General features: G+C 48.3%; 18 protein-coding genes. 10 read left to right on the forward strand and 8 right to left on the reverse strand.

What is annotated here, in order from left to right; genetic code table 11:
• Window positions 1-56: 56 nt before the first annotated feature.
• From SPI9445_RS0101310 to SPI9445_RS0101320, 3 genes are all read right to left on the reverse strand, one after another.
• Entirely contained in the window at window positions 57-728 is a 672-nt protein-coding gene (locus SPI9445_RS0101310; RefSeq protein ID WP_017302908.1) for a response regulator transcription factor, read from the reverse strand.
• A complete protein-coding gene (locus SPI9445_RS0101315) occupies window positions 697-2,178 on the reverse strand; it encodes a sensor histidine kinase (protein WP_017302909.1) in 1,482 nt (493 codons plus the stop codon). Before SPI9445_RS0101315 ends, SPI9445_RS0101310 begins: the two co-directional genes overlap by 32 nt.
• A 65-nt stretch (window positions 2,179-2,243) precedes the next feature.
• Entirely contained in the window at window positions 2,244-2,855 is a 612-nt protein-coding gene (locus SPI9445_RS0101320; protein ID WP_017302910.1) for a cysteine dioxygenase family protein, read from the reverse strand.
• 262 nt (window positions 2,856-3,117) lie between these two features.
• Between SPI9445_RS0101320 and SPI9445_RS0101325 the strand changes: the two genes are divergently transcribed.
• The 6 genes from SPI9445_RS0101325 to SPI9445_RS0101350 all read left to right on the forward strand — a co-directional run bounded on the left by SPI9445_RS0101325 (window position 3,118) and on the right by SPI9445_RS0101350 (window position 7,513).
• Complete coding sequence (locus SPI9445_RS0101325; protein WP_017302911.1) at window positions 3,118-3,603, forward strand: thioredoxin domain-containing protein; 486 nt, start codon at window positions 3,118-3,120, stop codon at window positions 3,601-3,603.
• Between the two features lie 211 nt (window positions 3,604-3,814).
• Window positions 3,815-4,375 carry a TlpA family protein disulfide reductase gene (locus SPI9445_RS0101330; RefSeq protein ID WP_017302912.1) on the forward strand — a complete coding sequence of 187 codons (561 nt, stop codon included), beginning with the start codon at window positions 3,815-3,817 and terminating at the stop codon, window positions 4,373-4,375.
• A gap of 77 nt (window positions 4,376-4,452) precedes the next feature.
• Window positions 4,453-5,304 (forward strand): cytochrome c biogenesis protein CcdA, encoded by an 852-nt coding sequence (locus tag SPI9445_RS0101335; RefSeq protein ID WP_017302913.1) that lies wholly within the window; start codon window positions 4,453-4,455, stop codon window positions 5,302-5,304.
• Window positions 5,305-5,309: 5 nt separating this feature from the next.
• Complete coding sequence (gene trxB, locus SPI9445_RS0101340) at window positions 5,310-6,275, forward strand: thioredoxin-disulfide reductase (RefSeq protein WP_017302914.1); 966 nt, start codon at window positions 5,310-5,312, stop codon at window positions 6,273-6,275.
• 123 nt (window positions 6,276-6,398) lie between these two features.
• Complete coding sequence (locus SPI9445_RS0101345; RefSeq protein WP_017302915.1) at window positions 6,399-6,713, forward strand: thioredoxin family protein; 315 nt, start codon at window positions 6,399-6,401, stop codon at window positions 6,711-6,713.
• A 125-nt stretch (window positions 6,714-6,838) separates the two neighbouring features.
• Window positions 6,839-7,513, forward strand: a complete 675-nt coding sequence (locus tag SPI9445_RS0101350) for a peroxiredoxin-like family protein (protein WP_017302916.1) — start codon at window positions 6,839-6,841, stop codon at window positions 7,511-7,513.
• A 40-nt stretch (window positions 7,514-7,553) separates the two neighbouring features.
• On the opposite strand, the gene SPI9445_RS0101355 is transcribed toward SPI9445_RS0101350, so the two are convergent.
• From SPI9445_RS0101355 to SPI9445_RS0101370, 4 genes are all read right to left on the reverse strand, one after another.
• Window positions 7,554-9,002 (reverse strand): hypothetical protein, encoded by a 1,449-nt coding sequence (locus SPI9445_RS0101355; RefSeq protein ID WP_017302917.1) that lies wholly within the window; start codon window positions 9,000-9,002, stop codon window positions 7,554-7,556.
• Window positions 9,003-9,039: 37 nt separating this feature from the next.
• On the reverse strand, window positions 9,040-10,707 hold the full coding sequence (locus tag SPI9445_RS0101360) for an iron uptake porin (RefSeq protein WP_237747910.1): 1,668 nt from the start codon (window positions 10,705-10,707) through the stop codon (window positions 9,040-9,042).
• Between the two features lie 318 nt (window positions 10,708-11,025).
• Window positions 11,026-11,622: an XAC2610-related protein gene (locus tag SPI9445_RS0101365; RefSeq protein ID WP_017302919.1), complete on the reverse strand. Its 597-nt coding sequence runs from the start codon at window positions 11,620-11,622 to the stop codon at window positions 11,026-11,028.
• Between the two features lie 392 nt (window positions 11,623-12,014).
• On the reverse strand, window positions 12,015-13,055 hold the full coding sequence (locus tag SPI9445_RS0101370; protein WP_017302920.1) for an acyltransferase family protein: 1,041 nt from the start codon (window positions 13,053-13,055) through the stop codon (window positions 12,015-12,017).
• Window positions 13,056-13,205: 150 nt separating this feature from the next.
• Here SPI9445_RS0101370 and hypF point away from each other — a divergent pair, with 150 nt between their 5' ends.
• Both hypF and SPI9445_RS0101380 read left to right on the forward strand, forming a co-directional pair.
• The gene (gene hypF, locus SPI9445_RS0101375; protein ID WP_017302921.1) at window positions 13,206-15,485 is read left to right on the forward strand and encodes a carbamoyltransferase HypF; all 2,280 of its coding nucleotides are present in this window, start codon (window positions 13,206-13,208) and stop codon (window positions 15,483-15,485) included.
• A gap of 1,077 nt (window positions 15,486-16,562) precedes the next feature.
• The gene (locus SPI9445_RS0101380) at window positions 16,563-16,796 is read left to right on the forward strand and encodes a HypC/HybG/HupF family hydrogenase formation chaperone (protein ID WP_017302922.1); all 234 of its coding nucleotides are present in this window, start codon (window positions 16,563-16,565) and stop codon (window positions 16,794-16,796) included.
• 86 nt (window positions 16,797-16,882) lie between these two features.
• Here the strand turns inward: SPI9445_RS0101380 and SPI9445_RS0101385 are convergent, their stop codons facing one another.
• On the reverse strand, window positions 16,883-18,109 hold the full coding sequence (locus tag SPI9445_RS0101385) for a DNA double-strand break repair nuclease NurA (RefSeq protein ID WP_017302923.1): 1,227 nt from the start codon (window positions 18,107-18,109) through the stop codon (window positions 16,883-16,885).
• A gap of 51 nt (window positions 18,110-18,160) precedes the next feature.
• On the opposite strand from SPI9445_RS0101385, the gene SPI9445_RS0101390 reads away from it, so the two are divergent.
• Together SPI9445_RS0101390 and SPI9445_RS0101395 are read left to right on the forward strand one after the other, a co-directional pair.
• On the forward strand, window positions 18,161-19,252 hold the full coding sequence (locus tag SPI9445_RS0101390; protein WP_017302924.1) for a Gfo/Idh/MocA family protein: 1,092 nt from the start codon (window positions 18,161-18,163) through the stop codon (window positions 19,250-19,252).
• A 313-nt stretch (window positions 19,253-19,565) separates the two neighbouring features.
• Window positions 19,566-20,108: a hypothetical protein gene (locus tag SPI9445_RS0101395; RefSeq protein ID WP_017302925.1), complete on the forward strand. Its 543-nt coding sequence runs from the start codon at window positions 19,566-19,568 to the stop codon at window positions 20,106-20,108.
• Window positions 20,109-20,150 lie beyond the last annotated feature (42 nt).

The following is a 20,150-nucleotide window of genomic DNA, read 5'->3' on the forward strand; positions in this document are numbered from 1 at the left end:
TTCCTCCTGACGCTCCCTCAAGGCCTAAGCGTCTGGTATTATTCAGCAGACCCGAGCTAACGTAAAACATAGCCCACCCCGCGAACAGTATGTAGTAAGCGTTTAGTGTTGTTCATTTCCATTTTGATGCGTAAAGCGCGGACATAGACCTCAATAATATTAGACTCTCCCATAAAGTCATAACCCCAGACATTTTCTAGGATTTGGTCGCGAGTCAAGACTTGCCGGGGGTGACGGAGTAAGAGGTCTAGGAGTTCAAATTCTTTGACCGTTAATTCAATGAGTTGAGAACCGCGATAGACTTCACGGGTGAGGCGGTTTAGGCTGAGGTCTTCAAATTGTAGGATATCTTGGGTTTCAACCTTGGTACGACGTAATCGGGCTTGAATCCGTGCGAGGAGTTCTTCCATACTAAAAGGCTTGGTTACATAATCATCGGCTCCAGCATTTAATCCTGTTACTCGGTCGGGAATGTCATCTTTGGCTGTGAGCAAAATAATGGGGGTGTTGATGCCTGTTTTGCGTAAACGGAGACAGAGATCTAAGCCCGAGATTCCCGGTAACATCCAGTCTAAAATCAATAAGTCGGGTTCTTGGTCACGAGCGAGATTGAGGCCATCAATGCCATTGGTGGCGAGGGTGATTTGATATCCTTCTAGGGTAAGTTCGGCGCGGATAAATTGGGCGAGTTTGGGGTCATCTTCGACCAAGAGAATATGATGAGTCATGGGGGGCTTGCCAGAGGGGTAGGGAGAGGGTGAACGTGCTGCCTTCTTGGGGTTTGGAACGTAGGGTAATGCGGCCGTTCATGCCTTCGATGAGACTTTTGGCGATCGCTAATCCTAATCCCGTACCATCTCGGGAGCGAGTCATAGACTCATCCACCCGATAAAACCGTTCAAAAATACGCTGTTGATGGGCAAGGGGAATGCCAATCCCGCGATCGCACACATGAATCTGAGCGCAGTCCTGAGTCTGTTCTAACACCAAATCCACAGGCTGATCCGGGGCCGAATATTTAAGCCCATTGTCCACTAAATTAATTAACACCTGTTGTAATCGGTCTTGATCCGCACAAACCACCACATCCTGTTCCGTCATCAGTAACTGAATCGTCCGATTGCTCACCTTTTGGCTCATGGCTGTCACTTCAGCCATTAAGGTGTTTAAAACCATAGGCTGAGAGCGAAAATGTAAATGACCTGTATCAGCCCGGGCTAAATCTAGCAAATCCTGTAACATTCGGATCGTGCGTTCTGTCTCTGCGGTAGCGGTTTCTAAAGCCTGTTGTTGATAGTCGCTTAAATTGGTGCTGCGTCGGCTTAGACTTTGTAAATAGCCCACCACCACCGTTAAAGGAGTCCGCAATTCATGGGACACATTCCCCACAAACTGACGTTGTTGTTCCCAGGCTCCCGAAAGACGGAATAACATCTCATTAAAGGCCGTAGCGAGTCCTAAAATTTCCTCCGGCGCTTGATTGAGTTCCAATTTTGCCCCCGTTAAATCATCAGCAGAAACCGCACCCGCCACTTGACTCATTTCTTGGAGGGGGTGCATCGCGTGACGAATCCGTTGGGAAATCGCCACTATTAAAAAAGCAATGGTGAATAAACTCATCCATAATAAGCGCCACAATCCGGCCTGTAATTTTTGTTGATCTCCGGTAATATCTTGGGAGAGATATAAACGACCAACCACCTGATTATTCACCATTAAAGGAGTACCACAGAGGACAATATCCCGATTACCGAGACGAATCACTTGAGGTTTATCGGGGATATTAGGGAGGGAGTCTAGAGCGCGGATTTCTAAGACATCTCGATTGAGATTAGAAGAACGGGCTAATAGTTCCCCCTCCGGATTTTGAACCCATACTAATAATTCCGGTGTAGAAACTCGACTAATGGTTTGTTCGAGTCCTCTTTCTAGGGAAACCGCTTGGGTATAAAGTTCTAATTGTTCAGGAAAACGTCGAGCGACATATTCTAAAGTCTGTTTGTGCGCCGCTACCAGACTTTGTTCCATCTGCCAAGCTGACCACATCGCAATGCTTCCCAAACCTAACACAGAAAGCGTCACTAACTCCAACGTTAAGCGGAATTGTAGAGAGGAAGTTGAAAATCGTTTGGGTGAACAAACCTGAATCAGAGAAGTCAAATAACGACGGAGTAGCATGACGGCAAAACCTCAAGAGAATGTTGTATGAAATATCCGTAGGTTGAAGAAAACCCCACAACTCATTAAAAATTCCGCGCTGTGCCTGCAAGGGGATCAAATTGAAAACGCTGGGGATAATTGGTTTCGCCGTATAAATTGAAACTGAGAGTCGGTTCTGGGGAAGTGGCTTCAATGTGGTGAATCGCTTCTGGCATCAGGCAAAGAACGTCACCGGGGCTAAAAATGCGATCGCCTATCTTTTCAATCGCATCCGGTGCATCCCCCCTCCCAGAACGTCGCCAAAACGTATTTTTTTCCTCCCCACTCAACAGCGCTACCAATCCCCAACAAGCATGATTATGCACCGGAGAAACCACACCAGGCGCCCAAGCTACTAACTGCACCGTTAAGGGAAAAAACGGTTCATCATAAAGCATTAACACCTCCCATCCTGTCTCAGGATTCGGTTCTACCATCGGAATCTGTAACCAAGAGGAACTCCTTAAAAGTTGGCGCACCAAGGGACAAATTGCCTGTAGTCTCAAAGCATCATCAGAAATTTGTTCTAGGATATCTTCGAGATCCGTCAAAAAGCGATACAACCGATAAGGACGAAAGGAATCAACCTCTGGAATTCCCCAGTCTACCGCTTGACAAACTCCCTCATTATTAATCAACCAGTCTTGACTTGTCATACTTCCTCTCATTCCTTAGTTTTTTATTATAAACCTAGGGTTTAAAAACAACCTGATCAATCCCTGACCTCTAGATGAGTTTTTGCTGAAATGAGCTTTTAGCGAATCTCTATCTGTTTTTCAGTAAATCTTCATCTACGCCCCGTTTAATACAAGAGAACAGTTCAAAATAAGAACGACAAATCTTCAACAGTTGACCCAAAAATGAGTCAACCTCCCCCCCTGAACTGTGCCATTGATTACTCCATCATCAACATTAGATATGCGTAAATCTGTAATTTTGTCAAGTTTTTGGGTGGGCTTATCCCTAGCCAGTCTCAACCCTGCCGTTGAGGCTGCACCCCATCCAGTAACTCTGAATCGGATTGAACTTCATGCCTCTGCTGTGGGCAACGTAGGAGGACGTTTAGCCCCACAATTGCAAGGTAAACCGGTAGTAGTCGATATTTACGCGAGTTGGTGTCCAGCTTGTCGTAATATTGCCCCAACCCTCTCCCAACTTAAGGAACAATATGGGGAACAGGTGCATTTTATTGTGTTTGATGTCAGTGATCAAACCAAAGCCAAAGCATCAGAAGCTAAGGCAAAAGAATTAGGCTTAGGTTCATTTTTTGCTGCCCATAAATCTCAAACCGGGATGGTTGCTATTATTGATCCAGCCACTGGAGATATTTTGGCAAAACATCGCAATAATACCAGTTTGTCCGCTTATACTTCGGTGCTAAATGCAGCGATTTCTGCACAATAAAGTGAGATTCAAGCTAAAAAAATAGCCCGTTGACTCAGTTGATTGGGTTTTATTTCCTAGCTCTCTTGCTCTGCAACTGATATCTGAATTCTGTACACAATTTTGATTAGACATCTCCTAAAATCCTTGGAAAAGAAAGGTGCAATAAGTATTCAAACTTAAAGACAGGGAGATGTCTATTGATTCCTTTGATTAACTGGAGGCAAACCTCATGAATATCCGTTATTTATCGACTCTGACCATTGTTTCTCTGCTGACTTTAGGCACTGTTGCCGCTTGTGCTAATCCCTGTGCCGCTAAACCCCCCTCCTCCAATGCTGGAACCGAACTCCCGGGGGATCCCTGTGCCGGGAAAAATCCCTGTGCCGCTAAAGCTGATCCCTGTGCTGGGAAAAATCCCTGTGCCGCTAAAGCCCGATCCCTCGGCGCACCGTTAGTCCCAGAATTGCAAGGGAAACCCGTCGTAGTGGATATTTACGCTAGTTGGTGTTCAGCTTGTGAAAATATTGCCCCCACCTTATCCCAACTGAAAAATGACTATGCGGGGAAAGTTCATTTTGTGGTGTTGGATATGAGCGATCGCACCACCACCGCCGAAGCCGAAGCCAAAGCCCAACAATTGGGACTCGGAGACTTCTTAGCTGCCCATAAATCTCAAACCGGAACCTTAACCATCGTCAATCCCGACACCGGAGAAATCCTCGCCCAACATCGCAACAATCCCACCCTCTCAGACTACACCACCGTATTAGATAACGCCCTTGCCCAATAGAGCATCACATTGTCTCAGTCTAGAGACAACGCTCAAATCAATCATCATCACTCATTGATAGATTCGGAAAAACCCTCATGGCTCCCACAAACCCATCCGCCCCATCGGGCAAAACCAGCAAACACCCCAAAGCCCTCAAAAAGTGGCTCATTTACGGTGGACTCGGACTTCTTGCCCTGATGGTTGTCATCACCTTGGGTCCCGTCATTAGCCACCCTCTGGAACGAGCGATTTCCTTAGTCGAAAATCGTTATCAACAATGGTTTGAGCAACAAAACACGACTAATCCGGTTATCTTAATCTCCCTCGCCTTTATGGGCGGTTTGTTAGCCAGTGTATCGCCCTGTATCCTAGCGTTACTCCCCGTTAACCTCAGTTATATCGGCACCTTAAAAATTAAATCCCGTGTTCAAGCGTTCACAAAGGCCGGACTCTTCGTCCTTGGAGCCGTCACCATTTTGAGCTTATTTGGCCTAGTGTCCTCCTTTGCCGGAGCCGTGATGGTGGACTATCGGGGCTATATTAATCTAGCCGTCGGGTTAATTATGGCCGTCATGGGACTCTGGTTAATGGGAGTGATTCAGCTACCCTTGCCTCAGATGAACCTAGATGTCCCTGTAGCCGGTCCCTATGGGGTGGGGTTAACCTTTGCCCTAGTCAGTTCTCCCTGTGCCAGTCCAGTCTTATTTGCCGTGTTAGCGGCCGCGGCAGCCACAGGTTCTCAACTGTTGGCAACGTTAACCATGGTTAGTTATGCCCTCGGTTACACCATGCTGATTTTCCTCGCCAGTTTGTTCACCGGATTAGCCAAACAGAGTAATCAGTTGTTGAAACATTCCGAGGGGATTATTCGCTTCGGTGCGGTGGCCTTGATTATGACAGGTACTTACTACTTGTTTACCGGAACTCAATGGTTTATGGGAGGTTAAGTGCCATGACAGTTGAGAATTTGGTAATTATTGGTTCAGGCCCGGCGGGTTATACTGCCGCTATCTATGCCGGACGCGCCCAACTGAATCCCTTGGTTTTTGAAGGATTTGCGGCGGGTGGGGTTCCCGGAGGTCAATTAATGACCACCACCGAAGTTGAGAATTTCCCCGGTTTTCCCGCAGGCATCCAAGGCCCGGAGTTAATGCAGCAAATGCGTCAACAAGCCCTACGCTGGGGGGCGCGCTTAATTCAAGATGATGTAGTGAGGGTGGATTTTCAACAACGTCCCTTTCGGGTGGCTTCCGAGGAATTGGAGGTTTACACCCAAGGGGTGATCATCTGTACTGGAGCAACAGCCAAACGCTTACATCTGCCGGGGGAAGAGCAGTTTTGGAATAATGGCATTTCTGCCTGTGCCATTTGTGATGGGGCGAATCCCTTGTTTCAAGGGGCAGAGGTTGCCGTAGTGGGGGGTGGTGATTCGGCAGCAGAAGAGGCCTTGTATTTAACAAAATATGCCAGTCGGGTGCATTTGTTGGTCCGGCGAGACTGTCTACGAGCCTCCAAAACCATGCAGGATCGGTTATTCCATCACCCTCAAATTGAGATTCATTGGCATTCTATCCCAGTTACAGCCTATGGGGATGAAGTGTTGCGAGGGGTAAAAGTGCAGAATGTGCAAACTCAAGAAGTGTCTTCGTTCCCCGTGAGTGGTTTATTTTATGCCATTGGTCACACCCCCAACACGCAAATTTTTCAAGGTCAACTGGCGTTAGATCCTGGCGGGTATATTCCAACCTTGGGCAAGAGTACCGCTACCGATATTCCGGGCATTTGGGCGGCTGGGGATGTACAGGATCGGGAGTACCGACAAGCTATTACGGCGGCAGGAACGGGCTGTATGGCGGCCTTGGAAGCAGAACGTTGGCTCTCTGAGGAGCGATCGCCTGTTTTGTCTGTTTTCGCCTGATTTCCTCAACGACGAGAGATCAGACGTGAGCTTAAAACCCGGGATGTCCCCCGTCGCTCAATTTCGGCAAGGGGGAGGGATTCCTCCTCCCACCCAAACGGCTAAATTAAGGAGATTTTTACTATGTCAGAAACGGGACGCAATGCCCTTGAACAACTGCAAAAGACTTCTGAACACCCTATTCTAGTTAAGTTTGTTGCCCCTCACTGTCCTTCTTGTAACACCTTAGCCCCAGTGTTGGAGCAATTAGTGAGCGATCACCGAGATCAACTTCATCTCGTCACCATTGACCTGACCGAAGAGCCTGATCTAGCTATCACATTAGGGGTGCGTAGCGCGCCTACGGTCGTTCTCTTCCAAGGGACAGACGTGATAGAACGCATCGTGGGGTTAAAGCCCAAAAAACTCTACAGCGAGGCCATTCAAAAAGCCCTATAACGGGCTTCAACTTTCCCGAGAGGAATTCTAAATAGGTTGTGGTAGGGGGAATTCATGAATTCTCCCTAGGCCATTGAAACTTAAATAGGATGCCCATATCTACCCTATCACCCCCAAAAGGTATTATGACTCTAACCGAAGACTTAACGAAGTTATCCGCCCAAATGCAGGCTAAATTACCTGAAGAAGTCATGGCCTTGTTTGAACAAGCAGGCCGAGAATTATTAACATCAGGCATGGCAAAACAAGCCATTAAAACAGGGGATTTAATGCCTACCTTTACCTTACCCAATGGTCATCAGCAACTGATTTCTAGTCAAAATCTGCTCAAGGCGGGTCCCCTTGTGATTTCCTTCTACCGAGGGGGATGGTGTCCCTATTGCAGTCTAGAATTGCAAGCCCTGCGCAAGGCTTTACGAGAGATGCAAGACTCGGGCGCTCAACTGGTGGCCATTTCCCCGGAAACACCCGATCATTCTCTCTCCACGCAACAAATCAATGACCTAGGCTTTGAAGTCCTCAGTGATGCTCAAAACCAACTAGCGCGTCAATTTGGCTTAGTTTTTAACCTTCCTGACTATCTACGCCCTGTTTATGAACAACTGGGGATTGATCTTCAAACTTCTAATGGTAACAGCGATTTTGAACTCCCCATTCCTGCGACTTATGTAGTCAATACAGAGGGAATTATTATTCATAGTTTCGTCAATCCTGACTATACTCAACGCCAAAACCCTCAAGACCTATTACCTATTCTCCAAAATCTCAAAACCGCTTCTGTTCCTATCACCCAAAGTTAATTTTTGCGCCAAGTTGACACTCCCCGCTCTTGCTTTTTGCCTATTCTAGGGTTGCAACCGTAGGAGTGGGTTCTCCGTTGAGAATAGCCTCTCGTCGTTGGGCTAAATCCCGAGAGGTGCGGAATTTGCTCTGCATCGCCTCCTCAGATAACACAGACATAGAATCCCCCGCTTCTAATCCTTCCCCTTGAGCGCGCATTTCAAAACTAGCGGTCGGGGTACTAAATTCCAGTTTCACCGGGAAGGCCAAGGGATTGGAAGCATCAACGCTGGGGTTAATGTCACTAATAGCAAAGGCTTTTACTCCCCGACCGTTAATTAATAAATCCCCCAAAATGTCTGCATAGTCGGCAAAATCTACCCGGTCATCGGGGCCAAATTCCCCAAGAACAATATCACCGACAGATACGGTGAAACGGTCGTCTTGATCAATATTTTCCGGTAGACCAGCAATGGCGGTAAAGAGCGAATTGTCCGAGATTTCCGTTCCCGTGACTCCGGGGAAAACCCGACTGGTTAACCCAACAGGTTGAGCGGAGGGGATCATGGTGTAATCAAAACGGCTGGCCATGGGGGGGTCATACCAGCGACCACTGGGGACATTATTGAAGGTGAAGGCTCCCCGCGAAATGGTGCTAGGGAGGGCGGGGGTGGCTTGAGTCCGACTATTAATCCCGGTAAAGGTGGTGCCGAAGGTGTTAAAGGTGCTGATGGTGGTGGTGGTCGTTGTCGTAACCGTGGTAATGGTAGACAGGACGGTTTCTATGCCGGGTCTGGGTCGGATACTAATGGGAACAGAGGCGGTTGGGCTAAATCCCGGGGGATTGGGGACGAGGACGGAACCTCCGGTGAGGGTGGTGTTAAAGTCGGCGTTGTAACTCCGACCTAGGATGCTTTGGAAGGTGTAGGCTGAGGCCGGAGCGAAGGCGGTATTAACGGGAGGATTGGGGAAGGGTTGATATTGCACCAAGACTACGGGGGTATCTCGCTGTACGGTACCCGTTCCGCCAACGCTGGAGGCGGTTCCGACTTCCGTTAGGATGAGGGGGGCGCTGTTGTATTCGATGTAAGGTCGGCCAAAACTGTTGAAATTGATTTGATTAATGGTGAATTGGAGTTCGGTGGGTAGATTGCGGAAGAAGGTGGGACGACCAAAGGCGGAAAAGCCGCGAAAGGAGAGGGTGCCAAGGACGCTTCCTTGAGTCCCGACACGAGGAATAGATCCGGCGGGGACGTTGAGGTTGGGGATGACACTGGTTCTGAACAGGGCGTTTAGGGGAATATCGCCTTGATTGGTGCGGATATAGGTGCTGGTGGGTGTGGATCCCTCCCAAACACTGCCCCCGTTAAATTGCTCACGGATGAAAATCTCTGCGTCGCGGAAGTTGGCAAATCCTCCAGTTACTCTTAGGGTTTGGGCGATCGCAGGATCGGAAAAGGCGATCGCACTACAACTGACCAATAAGGGGATAAGGGATGATTTCAGCATGGTTTTCAAGACTCCAGAATAGGAAACAATCATCAGGTTAGAAACTAAAGGTAGTCCGTAGAACACCAATGGTGATGGTGTCGCTGCCGCTACTTTGGGCGGGATTCAAGACAAAAATCACCCCCGGTGTGAGGGCAATGTTATCCGTCATCTGCCAACGATAAAAGGCTTCGAGGTGGGTCGTGGTACTCCGTGAACCTCCGGGAGTTCCCAATCCTCCCGCTAACAGATTAGGGAGATTAAACCCTGTGGGGAGGTTACTACGGGTAATTTTGGGAGGTTGTCCAACGTAAATTCCCCCTAAATTCCCTTGGCCGCCTAAGTCGGGGAAGTTGAGGAAGGTCATCCAGTTGAGGGTGTTGACGCTACCGGACTCACTGGGAATACTAGAGGCGGTATAACCAAACCAGCCCCCCCAATTGAGCCAAGAGGTGGCATCCCAAGAGAGATTAACCCCAAAGGCATGGGTATTTAAGGGGATTCCTTCGGGAACTAATTGATCTTCGCCGATGCCTGTTCGCAGACTGCCCAGAGGGGAGTAATTGTAGAGATAGTTGAGGGTTAAGTCTAAATTATGGCTGGGTGCGATCGCCACTTGGACACCCGAGGTAATATCCCCAAAATTCCCCCCCAACAGACCGCCAAACTCACCGTTATCCGGCAGACTACTACTATAAAATCCTTGGACATTTAGGCGATCGCTCACTTGCCAATCTAACCCCAGTCCTCCTTGACCAGCACCGATCGAAATAATCGGGTTTCGTTGAGCAAAAGCAGAAACCGGACCAAACCCCGCACTTTCTACCCGATTCGCCCCCCGAAACACACTCACCCCATTTACTCCTCGCGGCCCGACAATTAACGCGAGGCGATTTCCGAATAAATGACGATAAGTGAGATCACTCAATTGGAACTGATTCTGATTATTAAAATCCCCCTCATAGGACAACGCCGTATCATTGGTTAACCGAAAGCGCCCATTACTCGCCTGTAACCCCGTTAACAAGAGACTCCGAGGGGAGAATTGAGTAAATAAACTCAACTGCACATTACTGATAACCGTCGGTTGAGTAAACGGATCCCGTAAATCTGCAACCCCATCCACCGGAAAGAAATCCAATTGATTGTTATTCCGTCCCTGTAGGCCGATAATCGCCTGACCGAACAATTTCGTCGTCGTCGAAAACTGTTGCTCCTCCAGTTGAGAAACTCGCGCTTCTAAACCATCAATCCTCGTCCCCAACAGAGCCAATTCCGAGGAAAATTCTTGTTCCAAACGTCGCAAGACTTCTAAATCCCCTTGGGTGGGTCGGTCATCGTCCCCTAACAAGCGTTCAATACTCTGTAAACAGGCATTTAAGCCCGCCGCAAACTCATAACGACTGAGGGAACGTTGACCGCGAAACGTGCCGTCAGGATAACCCACAAGGCAGTTATAACGGGTCATCAATTCATTTAACGCCTGATAAGCCCAATCTCCCGGCAACACATCCTGCAACTGGGACACTGAATTCATCTGTGCCATGGGATGGTTCTCTGCATCCATCGCCCGATTCACCAGATGGGGAGAACTCAATAAATTCTCGGAGACTAGAGTCGATGAGAGAGGAGTCCCTAGGACTTGAATCGGCAGAAACGCACCCGTTAAAACACTGGACAAAACCACGGTTCTAGACCGCAGCGCGAAAAACGGTAGTATCTTCACGGTAGTACCCTGATAGCTATTGAGAAAAATATCCGTACAATCAAGTAAAAATCCTACTCATTTCTACCAAGTCTGTCAAATTTTTGCAACGTTCAACTTGAATTAACTTGGATAATAATGGCAAAAAGAATGAGTAAACACAGATTATTTGATTCTTCTTAAATAGCTTTTAATTGATTAATTGTCTGGTAATTAGGGTTTGCTGAATAACTGGGCTAGGAAACAGGGAACAGGGGAGAGGGAGAGACGAGGAATTCAGAGTAATATGGGGAAGCCCGCACCGTACCCCTAGGGTCGGTGTCGGGAGGATGTCACAAGTCAAGGTTGGGCGGGTACCATTTCATCAGAAGTGACCACCCATTCATTCCCTTGCAACTCTTCGACAACGACTTGCTTCTGCTCATCAGTGCCGTAAATTTCCGTGATGCGACGGATTAACACCAGATTCTTTTCCCGAAACTCGTAGGTTTCTAAGACAAAAGTATTCGCGCTGACCCGTTGGAACGATTCTAAAGTGCCTTGATCGCCATGAACCGTTATACTCGTGATAACTTCTAACTCTTCGTTGCGTTCAAATTTCCCCGTTTCCGGGTTATACAGCCAATAAAAATAGGGAATATTCGGGGACGACGGCAAAAACTGAGGAATGCGTAAATCTTGATACCCGTCAAAATTCAAATCTTCTACCACAAAACCCCCCGTTGTGAGATCAGGAAAAGCCGTTTTAAATCCCGTTAAAGTTTGTTGGGGCTTGTTGGGATTGTCGGGAGTATAGATGGCAATAGTATCAATTTCCGCTCGTTCCTCCACAATATCCCCAGTCAAAACAAAGGTTAAGGGGGGTAAGTCTGGGTGAATTTGTTCCTCAATTCTCCATTGTTCTCGTGGAGTAGTATTGCCTGACTGACAAGCCATGACAGTAACAGTCGCTATCATTAAACTCCAACAGTACAATAGTCGTTGTGATGCCCTGAACGTTGGCGTAGCCTGACCGAGGAAAGGAAGAGAAAAGAATAATACCATTTGACTGTTGTTGTTTTCTGTCTATTGTAGCCCTTCTGATATGACCATCCCATCCCGTTGTTCATACCCCCTCCCCCAATCTTGATAAGTTAAGGGAACAGGGAACAGGGAACGGGGAACAGGTGATAGGGAATAGGGAATCTTGACAAGTTAAGGCTCAACGTTAGAAGTCAAGGGAACAGGGAATAGGGTACGGGGGGGAGTCGGGAAAATGCAATTGTGTCCAAAATTGAAGTCAAGGGAACAGGGAATAGGGGGGTCGGGAGTCGCGAATCGGGAGAGCTTCATCCCCGCCAACGAACTTGTTTAGCAAAGTGTTTAGAGCGCTGCAAAACCCACTCTACAGCCAAAACAACCCCCAACGAAACCAACAATAACCAAAGTAAAATAAACGGCGACCATCGGGGGAAATAAATCAAATCTTGCCAGTAGTAGTAACAGAAAAACGAGTGAATTAACCAAAGAGGAAACGCATACTTTCCTAAAAAAGCACAAGGTTTAGCGAGATTCATCGCTTCAATCCATCGAATGCTGATATAAATAAACAACGGGATCAGCCAAAAATTGTATCGATTGCTGATGAAATATTGAGCCGTCAAACAGCCCGGGAGAAAAGCACCCATAGACCAGCCCGGAAGCTGATCTAGTTTTTGGCTAAACTTTGTTGAGAAAAATTGTAGTTTTGCACAAACAATTCCTGCCGCAAAAAAGATTTGCCAAAACATAAAATTAAATAGATCGTGGGAGTCAAAAAAGGAATTAAACCGAATCAGTAGGCGCAAAAATAGACTGATTAAGACCAGCCCCAAAATTTTATTTTTTTGGGCAAGTTTTCCATAAAGGGGGAATAACACAATCAGTAAAATCAGGAAAACTCGCACAAACCACCACTCATTATTGTAGCGGTCATCCCATCCGACCCAGTTGAGCAGGAAAACCCCTAAATCTGCCGAATAACGGCTCTGATTAGAGTCCGATAGTGTCACATGGGGAAAGAATAATAAACCGATGGGAATAAAGAGTGAGAAATAGAGCCAATAGGTGACATAAAAATCTTTAAGTTTCAGCCAAGAGTAGCGCAAAATGGAGCGTTCTGGGTGGCGACTGTAACTGATAAACATTCCATACCCGGACAAAAATATAAAAATTGGGACACAAATTTTTCCAATACTGGCTAGATAATACTCTAGGTCAATCCAAGGGATAAGCGGGATATAGTTATTGTTGTTAATTAGGCGTTCTTTGAAGCCGTAAAGATGAAGGCTAAACATTAAAAGAATAGCAACCCCTTTGGCTATATTAGTTTTTTCTTTGGTGAAATCCATAATTTCTAGGTTTTATATTGCCTTTTTGTGGCTCATGAGGTAGACCTTTGTTAGACGCTCTGTTCCCTGTTCCCTCAAACTAGAGACTCTGTACCTCGCCAGTAGGGAAATTGCTATATAGTGAGAATTCTAAGACTTTAGGGGGGCAAAATGGGGCAAGAGATACGCTTAAAACTAACGATTCGGGGATTGGTGCAAGGGGTGGGATTTCGACCGTTTATCTACCGCCTAGCGACGGAGTTGGGGGTGAGGGGATGGGTGAATAATTCGGCGGCTGGGGTGTTTGTGGAGGTGGAGGGGAGGGAGGTACAATTAAAGGCGTTTCTGCGGCGCTTGGAGGAGGAAAAACCCGGGCGATCGCGCATTGACGAACTAGAAACCGTAACCTTAGACCCCATCGGCTATCCCGACTTTACCATTCGCGCCAGTGTCACGGGAGAAAAAACCGCCCTCGTTTTACCCGACTTAGCTACTTGTCCCGACTGTTTAGCGGAAATATTTGACCCCCACAATCGCCGCTTTCACTATCCCTTCACCAACTGCACCCACTGCGGCCCCCGCTATACCATTATTCGGGCTTTACCCTACGACCGCCCCCATACCACCATGGCGGGATTCCCCATGTGTCCCGACTGTGAGGCAGAATACCACAACGAGCGCGATCGCCGTTTCCACGCCCAACCCAATGCTTGCCCCCGTTGTGGCCCCCAATTAGCCTTTTGGACGAAGGAGGGAAATGTTACCACACAAGGAGAGGAAGCCCTACAACAGGCCATCCACGCCCTCCAAACCGGGCAAATCCTCGCCGTGAAAGGACTAGGGGGATTCCACCTCATGGCCGATGCTCAAAATGCCCGCGCTATCACCCAGTTAAGGGAACGGAAACGACGACCAGATAAGCCTTTCGCCGTTATGTATCCCTCCCTAGCCACCGTCAAAGCCGACTGCTGGGTATCTCCCCTAGAAGCCGAGTTATTGCAATCCCCTGAAGCCCCCATCGTACTCTTGCGGAAACGCCCCCAGCCGCCCCTTGTGGAGGCGGTAGCCCCCTTGAACCCCAATTTAGGGGTCATGCTCCCTTACACCCCCCTCCATCACCTACTGTTGCAAGGGGTGAATCGCCCTCTGGTGGCAACCAGTGGCAATCTCGCCAATGAACCCATCTGCACCGATGAAGGGGAAGCGGTGCAACGTTTGGGGGGGATTGCCGATGTCTTTTTAGTCCATAATCGCCCTATTGTGCGGGCGGTAGATGATTCCGTGGTGCGGGAAATGGCGGGAAAAGGGGTCATTTTGCGTCGGGCGAGGGGCTATGCCCCTTTACCTATCCCCACCCGCTTTCCCGTGCCTTCTGAGGCGAAAATCCTAGGGGTGGGAGCGCATTTAAAGAACACTGTAGCCGTCTGTGTGCGGGATCAGGTGTTTTTGAGTCAACATATCGGGGATTTAGAGACTCCCCAAGCCTATGGGGCCTTTCGGGAGGTGATTGAGAGTTTTCAGCGCCTCTATGAGTTCACCCCAGAACAAGTAATCTGTGATTTACACCCGGATTATTTATCGAGTCAATATGCCCGGGATCAGGGTTTACCTTGGCAGGGGATACAACACCATTGCGCCCATATTTGGGCAGTGTTGGCGGAACATAATCTCTGGGATCAATCGGTGTTGGGGGTGGCTTGGGATGGCACAGGATACGGTTTAGATGGCACCATTTGGGGGGGGGAATTTCTGCGTTTTGATCCCCCCCATCACCTGACTCGGATTGCCCATTTACGACCTTTTCCCTTACCGGGAGGCGATCGCGCTATTCGAGAACCTCGCCGGAGTGCCTTGGGGTTATTGTACGCCATCGGGGGGGCGGATTTATGGCAAAATCCCGCCTATCGTTCCTTTTTAGAGCCTTTTTCCCCTTCAGAACAGTCTATCCTCGCCACAAGTTTAGCACAGGGCTTAAATTGTCCCCTAACCTCCAGTATCGGCCGTTTATTTGATGGGGTGGCCTCGTTGACTAAACTTTGTCAAAAAGCCAGTTTTGAGGGACAAGGGGCGATGCAGTTCGAGTTTAGCCTACCGGAACACCCTAGGGCGGAATCCTATCCCTTGCCCTGGCGGGATATCTCCCCATTACAGTTAGACTGGCATCCTCTGATTTTGGCACTGTTGGAGGATTTAAAGCTTAATATTCCCTTAAGTGAGGTCAGCGCCAAGTTTCACAATAGTTTAATAGACAGCATTGGGGCGATCGCGCAACAAATAGGAGTGAACCGTATAGTTTTAAGTGGGGGGTGTTTTCAGAATAAATATTTACTAGAAACGGGAGTTACTCGTTTACGGGAGCAAGGTTTTCAAGTGTATTTTCCCGTAGTTTGTCCTCCCAATGATGGGGGAATTGCCTTTGGTCAAATTGTAGCCGCCCGTTTTCTTGAATGAACCCTATTTAATGGGTGTGTAGAATTATCCCCCCTAGCCCCCCTTTGGAAGGGGGGGAATTGTTTCTTCTCAACAGTTGTGGGGTTGAATTGGACTAACTTTAGTCCTACCTAGCCCTACTTTGGAAGGGGGGGAATTGTTTCTTCTCAACAGTTGTGGGGTTGAATTGGACTAACTTTAGTCCTACCTAGTCCTACTTTGGAAGGGGGGGAATTGTTTCTTCTCAACAGTTGTGGGGTTGAATTGGACTAACTTTAGTCCTACCTAGTCCTACTTTGGAAGGGGGGGAATTGTTTCTTCTCAACAGTTGTGGGGTTGAATTGGACTAACTTTAGTCCTACCTAGCCCTACTTTGGAAGGGGGGAATTGTTTCTTCTCAACAGTTGTGGGGTTGAATTGGACTAACTTTAGTCCTACCTAGTCCTACTTTGGAAGGGGGGAATTGTTTCTTCTCAACAGTTGTGGGGTTGAATTGGACTAACTTTAGTCCTACCTAGTCCTACTTTGGAAGGGGGGGAATTGTTTCTTCTCAACAGTTGTGGGGTTGAATTGGACTAACTTTAGTCCTACCTAGCCCCCCTTTGGAAGGGGGGGAATTGTTTCTTCTCAACAGTTGTGGGGTTGAATTGGACTAACTTTAGTCCTACCTAGCCCTACTTTGGAAGGGGGGGAATTGTTTCTTCTCAACAGTTGTGGGGTTGAATTGGACTAACTTTAGTCCTACCTAGTCCTACTTTGGAAGGGGGGGAATTGTTTCTTCTCAACAGTTGTGGGGTTGAATTGGACTAACTTTAGTCCTGCCTAGTCCTACTTTGGAAGGGGGGGAATTGTTTCTTCTCAACAGTTGTGGGGTTGAATTGGACTAACTTTAGTCCTGCCTAGTCCTACTTTGGAAGGGGGGGAATTGTTTCTTCTCAACAGTTGTGGGGTTGAATTGGACTAACTTTAGTCCTACCTAGTCCTACTTTGGAAGGGGGGGAATTGTTTCTTCTCAACAGTTGTGGGGTGGGTGAATTACCCCGATAATATTCGGTTAAAGTTTCAACAAGGTTAAAACTCAAATAAGGAGGTTATTTTATGTGTCTCGCTATTCCCGGAAAAGTGGTCAGTATTCAGGGCGATGATCCCCTAATGCGTGCAGGAAAAGTTAGCTTTGGTGGGGTGATTAAAGAAGTTAGTTTAGCCTATGTTCCTGATGTTGAAATCGGGCAGTATGTCGTCGTTCATGTGGGTTTTGCCCTCAGTATTGTGGATGAAGAAGAAGCCGAAGAAACTTTAGCTTACTTAGAGCAACTAGAAACAACTGTTTGAAGCTCCCCACCCACAATTAGAGAGATATTCAGTAGACCCGAATTATTCTTAGAAGCCCTAACTTCAGCGAAGCCAGTTGAGGGAGTTCAAGCAATACTCCCTCGTTTGCGGGTTTCTTTGTAGGATATCCCGACATTCTGTAAGCCAGTGCGAATCATTTGTTGTTCCAAGAGGGCAAAAAAACGAGCGCGATCGCCTCCTCGGACCACAGCTTGATTATGGGACTCCGCGAGCGCTACCGGATAACCATAGCCTTTATACACCTGCGCCAGTAAAATCCCTAAAGATTGGTGGAATAAGTCCTCATCTTCTGCCAGCCACTGGGGAACCTCCACCCGAGCAATTTCCGTCCCCACATGAACATAACAAAAACTCACCCGCAAATGTTCCGGGTATAAGTTCAAGATAGGGGCAGAACTCCGCCATAAAGCCCCCCGTTGCCCCGGTTGCAAGATATAAGCCCATAAAGTGGCATCTCGCAGAGGATCAACCACCTGACAAGGGAAGCGATGCTGCCAGCGCCCTCCCTCTGCTTCCCCATTCATCTCCTCTCCCCGACAATAGCGGAAACAATCGGGATTGGGATGAGGACAAGCGGGGAAACGTAAAAAATTAATCGCCTCACTGTTGCGGGGGGCGCTGAGATAACCCATGAGGGGGATTCTTTCTTGATACAGTTGATCCCAAGCCGCTAGAATAGGAGGCAGGAGAAGATCCCGGGCTTCACTGGCAATTCCTTCCAAAAACCAATAGGTTAAGGAGCCATCGACAAGGGCTAAATTCGGATCCCTGTGAGCGCCGGGGGGTTGAACCCAACGCACAGCCATTTCTGCCAGCATTTGGGCTTCTGAGACGGTGCGGCGGTGTCCCATCCACTCTTCCGGTCGAATGCCCCACTGTCGGGCAATATACAAGTCTTCGGCTTTATAAAACAGTTCCGGTAAACTATCTAGCAGAGGGTGTAAATTTTGGCCATAGTGTAGCATCACCCGCCCGACATTAATCAGGTAACAGTAGGCGATTTCGTGGTGAGAGGGGGCAATTTGAGAGCCATCGGTGGCGAAAACACTATGTTGGGCGGGGGGAGTGGGAATCGTCAGGCAGGTGTCGATGGGTTCGAGGGGGAGGGCAGCGTTAAAAATGAGGCGATCGCGCCAGTCTTCATATTGTGCGGTAAACTCTTCCTGTCTGCCTTGGATTTCATTCAGTAAAATCTGAGCGCGTTCTAAGCGTTGTTGAGCCGCTTTCGCCTCCCGTTGGAGATGTTGACTAATTTCTGGCAATTGTCCCGCCAATTTGGTTAAATCTAGCATAACCCGCTCACGTTCAACGCTACCCTCGCACTATAGCAAGCTAATTTCAACATGACATCATCTTCCCTGAAAGTCGCCGTTCTCGGAACCGGATTCGGTCAAAAAATCCACATCCCCGCCCTACAGCACCATCACCGAACCGAAGTCATCGCCCTATGGAACAATGATCTCGCCAAAGCCCAAGAAATCGCCGCCGCCCACCAGATCCCCCAGGCCTTTTCGAGTTTACAAGACCTCCTCGCCCTGCCAGAATTAGATGCCGTTACTGTCGCCACACCGCCTTTTTTACATACAGAGATGGCCAGCCAAGTCCTAGAGGCCCGGAAACACTTGTTGTTAGAAAAGCCCATGAATCTAAACGCCCAAGATACCCAGTATCTGTATGATTTGGCACAACAGAAAGGATTAGTGGCGATCGCAGACTTTGAATTTCGCTTTGTTCCCTCTTGGCAACGTCTCGCGGAACTCCTCCAAGAGGGCATCGTGGGCAAAATTCGCTTTATTAAAATTGATTGGCTCGTAGTCAGTCGTGCGGATCCTAGTCGCCCCTGGAATTGGTACGCCCGCCAAGACCAAGGAGGCGGCGCATTAGGGGCGATTGGTTCCCATGCCTTTGATTACATTGCTTGGCTCTTTGGCCCGATTCAACGCCTCTGTGGTCATCTGAGTTGTGCCATTCCCCAACGCCCAGATCCCACCCAGGGAGGTCAACTCAAGCCCGTTGATGCCGATGATACTTGTATGGTCATGATGGAATTAAAGGACGGGACTCCAGTGCAAATGTCCCTCAGTTCCGTCACCTACCAAGGCCGAGGCCACTGGGTAGAAGTGTATGGAGAGAAAGGAACCCTAGTTTTAGGCAGTGACAATCAAAAAGACTACGTTCACGGTTTCCGGTTATGGTACGCCCCAGCCGGAGAGAGTTTAAGGGAGCAGGAAATTCCCCAGCGCTTGGCCTTTCCCCAAGTCTTCCCCGATGGTCGTTTAGCCCCTGTCCTGCGGGTGATTGATCATTGGGTACAGTGTATTGACCAAGGAAAAGTCACAGCCCCTTCCTTAAAAGAGGGGGTTTATTCCCAGTTGTTAATGGATTTAACCCATGAATCCCATGCTCGCCAAGCATGGATCGAAGTCCCCGATTGACGCTCCCATTGCTAAAAGCGAGGGATTCCCTGTTCATCCAGTGACCTTATCTAGGAAGCTTTCACCTAATAGACAGTGGGTAGTCTGTCCGTTCGTGAAACGTTGCGTCGCAAGGGCTTGAATTTCTGTCCGCCCGACAGTATTCGCTTTGTAACGGGAGTCGGGAAAGGGAATTCTTCGCTCATCTTCCGAGAAGCCCGCGCTGTAAGGCTTACGGTCAGTATTGGAGGAAAGCCACCTAAAAAGGGCAATATAATAGTAACAGAAGGTAGTTCACTTCATTCGCCACAGGTGATAATCCTGCGGAGGAACTATGAAAAAACTGAATTTAATCGGCCGAATTCTTCTGTTTACCGCTCTCCCAGTAGGGGTGATTGTGGGGACATTGTTGGGTTCTCAATCACCGACATCGCCCCAAAATTGTCGCTCTTATGCGGGTCAAGCTGTGACAGGGCAAAGTGTGTTTGTGGATTTGTGTTCGGTGACTCCGGTGAGCGCTCGTAGTGTTAATTTTACTTACTTTTTGGGGCAACAACGCATCTATGGTCAAGCCCACTGTGGGGAGGGGACTTGGACGACATTTCATGATGGTATTACCCACAGTCCTAGTTCTCAGGCCACGGCCAATATGTTGGATATGGTGTGCCGAGATGGAGCCGGGGGGGAAGCTTGGGTGGCACTGGTGGTAGATCCCCCGTCTAATGTGCGCAGTAGTCCCAATGGACCGATTATGTGTGTGGTGCGATCGCGCCAAACCATTAACATCTACGGCAACGCTAGCAACGCCGGAGACTGGTACTATACCGATGCTTGTGGTTCAATGGGACTGATTCACCATAGCCAGATTCGCTTTTAAGAGGCAACAAAAGGGGAAGAGTTTACGTCTAGAGGTCAAAAT

This window comes from Spirulina subsalsa PCC 9445, assembly GCF_000314005.1.
GTDB lineage: Bacteria > Cyanobacteriota > Cyanobacteriia > Cyanobacteriales > Spirulinaceae > Spirulina_A > Spirulina_A subsalsa.

Excerpts from the sequence above, each read along its gene's own strand:
- SPI9445_RS0101365 (WP_017302919.1), bottom strand. The coding sequence starts at position 11,622 with ATGGCTTGTCAGTCAGGCAATACTACTCCACGAGAACAATGGAGAATT.
- hypF (WP_017302921.1), top strand. The coding sequence starts at position 13,206 with ATGGGGCAAGAGATACGCTTAAAACTAACGATTCGGGGATTGGTGCAA.
- SPI9445_RS0101380 (WP_017302922.1), top strand. The coding sequence starts at position 16,563 with ATGTGTCTCGCTATTCCCGGAAAAGTGGTCAGTATTCAGGGCGATGAT.
- SPI9445_RS0101335 (WP_017302913.1), top strand. The coding sequence starts at position 4,453 with ATGGCTCCCACAAACCCATCCGCCCCATCGGGCAAAACCAGCAAACAC.
- SPI9445_RS0101325 (WP_017302911.1), top strand. The coding sequence starts at position 3,118 with ATGCGTAAATCTGTAATTTTGTCAAGTTTTTGGGTGGGCTTATCCCTA.
- SPI9445_RS0101330 (WP_017302912.1), top strand. The coding sequence starts at position 3,815 with ATGAATATCCGTTATTTATCGACTCTGACCATTGTTTCTCTGCTGACT.
- SPI9445_RS0101320 (WP_017302910.1), bottom strand. The coding sequence starts at position 2,855 with ATGACAAGTCAAGACTGGTTGATTAATAATGAGGGAGTTTGTCAAGCG.
- trxB (WP_017302914.1), top strand. The coding sequence starts at position 5,310 with ATGACAGTTGAGAATTTGGTAATTATTGGTTCAGGCCCGGCGGGTTAT.
- SPI9445_RS0101310 (WP_017302908.1), bottom strand. The coding sequence starts at position 728 with ATGACTCATCATATTCTCTTGGTCGAAGATGACCCCAAACTCGCCCAA.
- SPI9445_RS0101315 (WP_017302909.1), bottom strand. The coding sequence starts at position 2,178 with ATGCTACTCCGTCGTTATTTGACTTCTCTGATTCAGGTTTGTTCACCC.
- SPI9445_RS0101350 (WP_017302916.1), top strand. The coding sequence starts at position 6,839 with ATGACTCTAACCGAAGACTTAACGAAGTTATCCGCCCAAATGCAGGCT.
- SPI9445_RS0101370 (WP_017302920.1), bottom strand. The coding sequence starts at position 13,055 with ATGGATTTCACCAAAGAAAAAACTAATATAGCCAAAGGGGTTGCTATT.
- SPI9445_RS0101345 (WP_017302915.1), top strand. The coding sequence starts at position 6,399 with ATGTCAGAAACGGGACGCAATGCCCTTGAACAACTGCAAAAGACTTCT.
- SPI9445_RS0101395 (WP_017302925.1), top strand. The coding sequence starts at position 19,566 with ATGAAAAAACTGAATTTAATCGGCCGAATTCTTCTGTTTACCGCTCTC.
- SPI9445_RS0101390 (WP_017302924.1), top strand. The coding sequence starts at position 18,161 with ATGACATCATCTTCCCTGAAAGTCGCCGTTCTCGGAACCGGATTCGGT.
- SPI9445_RS0101385 (WP_017302923.1), bottom strand. The coding sequence starts at position 18,109 with ATGCTAGATTTAACCAAATTGGCGGGACAATTGCCAGAAATTAGTCAA.
- SPI9445_RS0101355 (WP_017302917.1), bottom strand. The coding sequence starts at position 9,002 with ATGCTGAAATCATCCCTTATCCCCTTATTGGTCAGTTGTAGTGCGATC.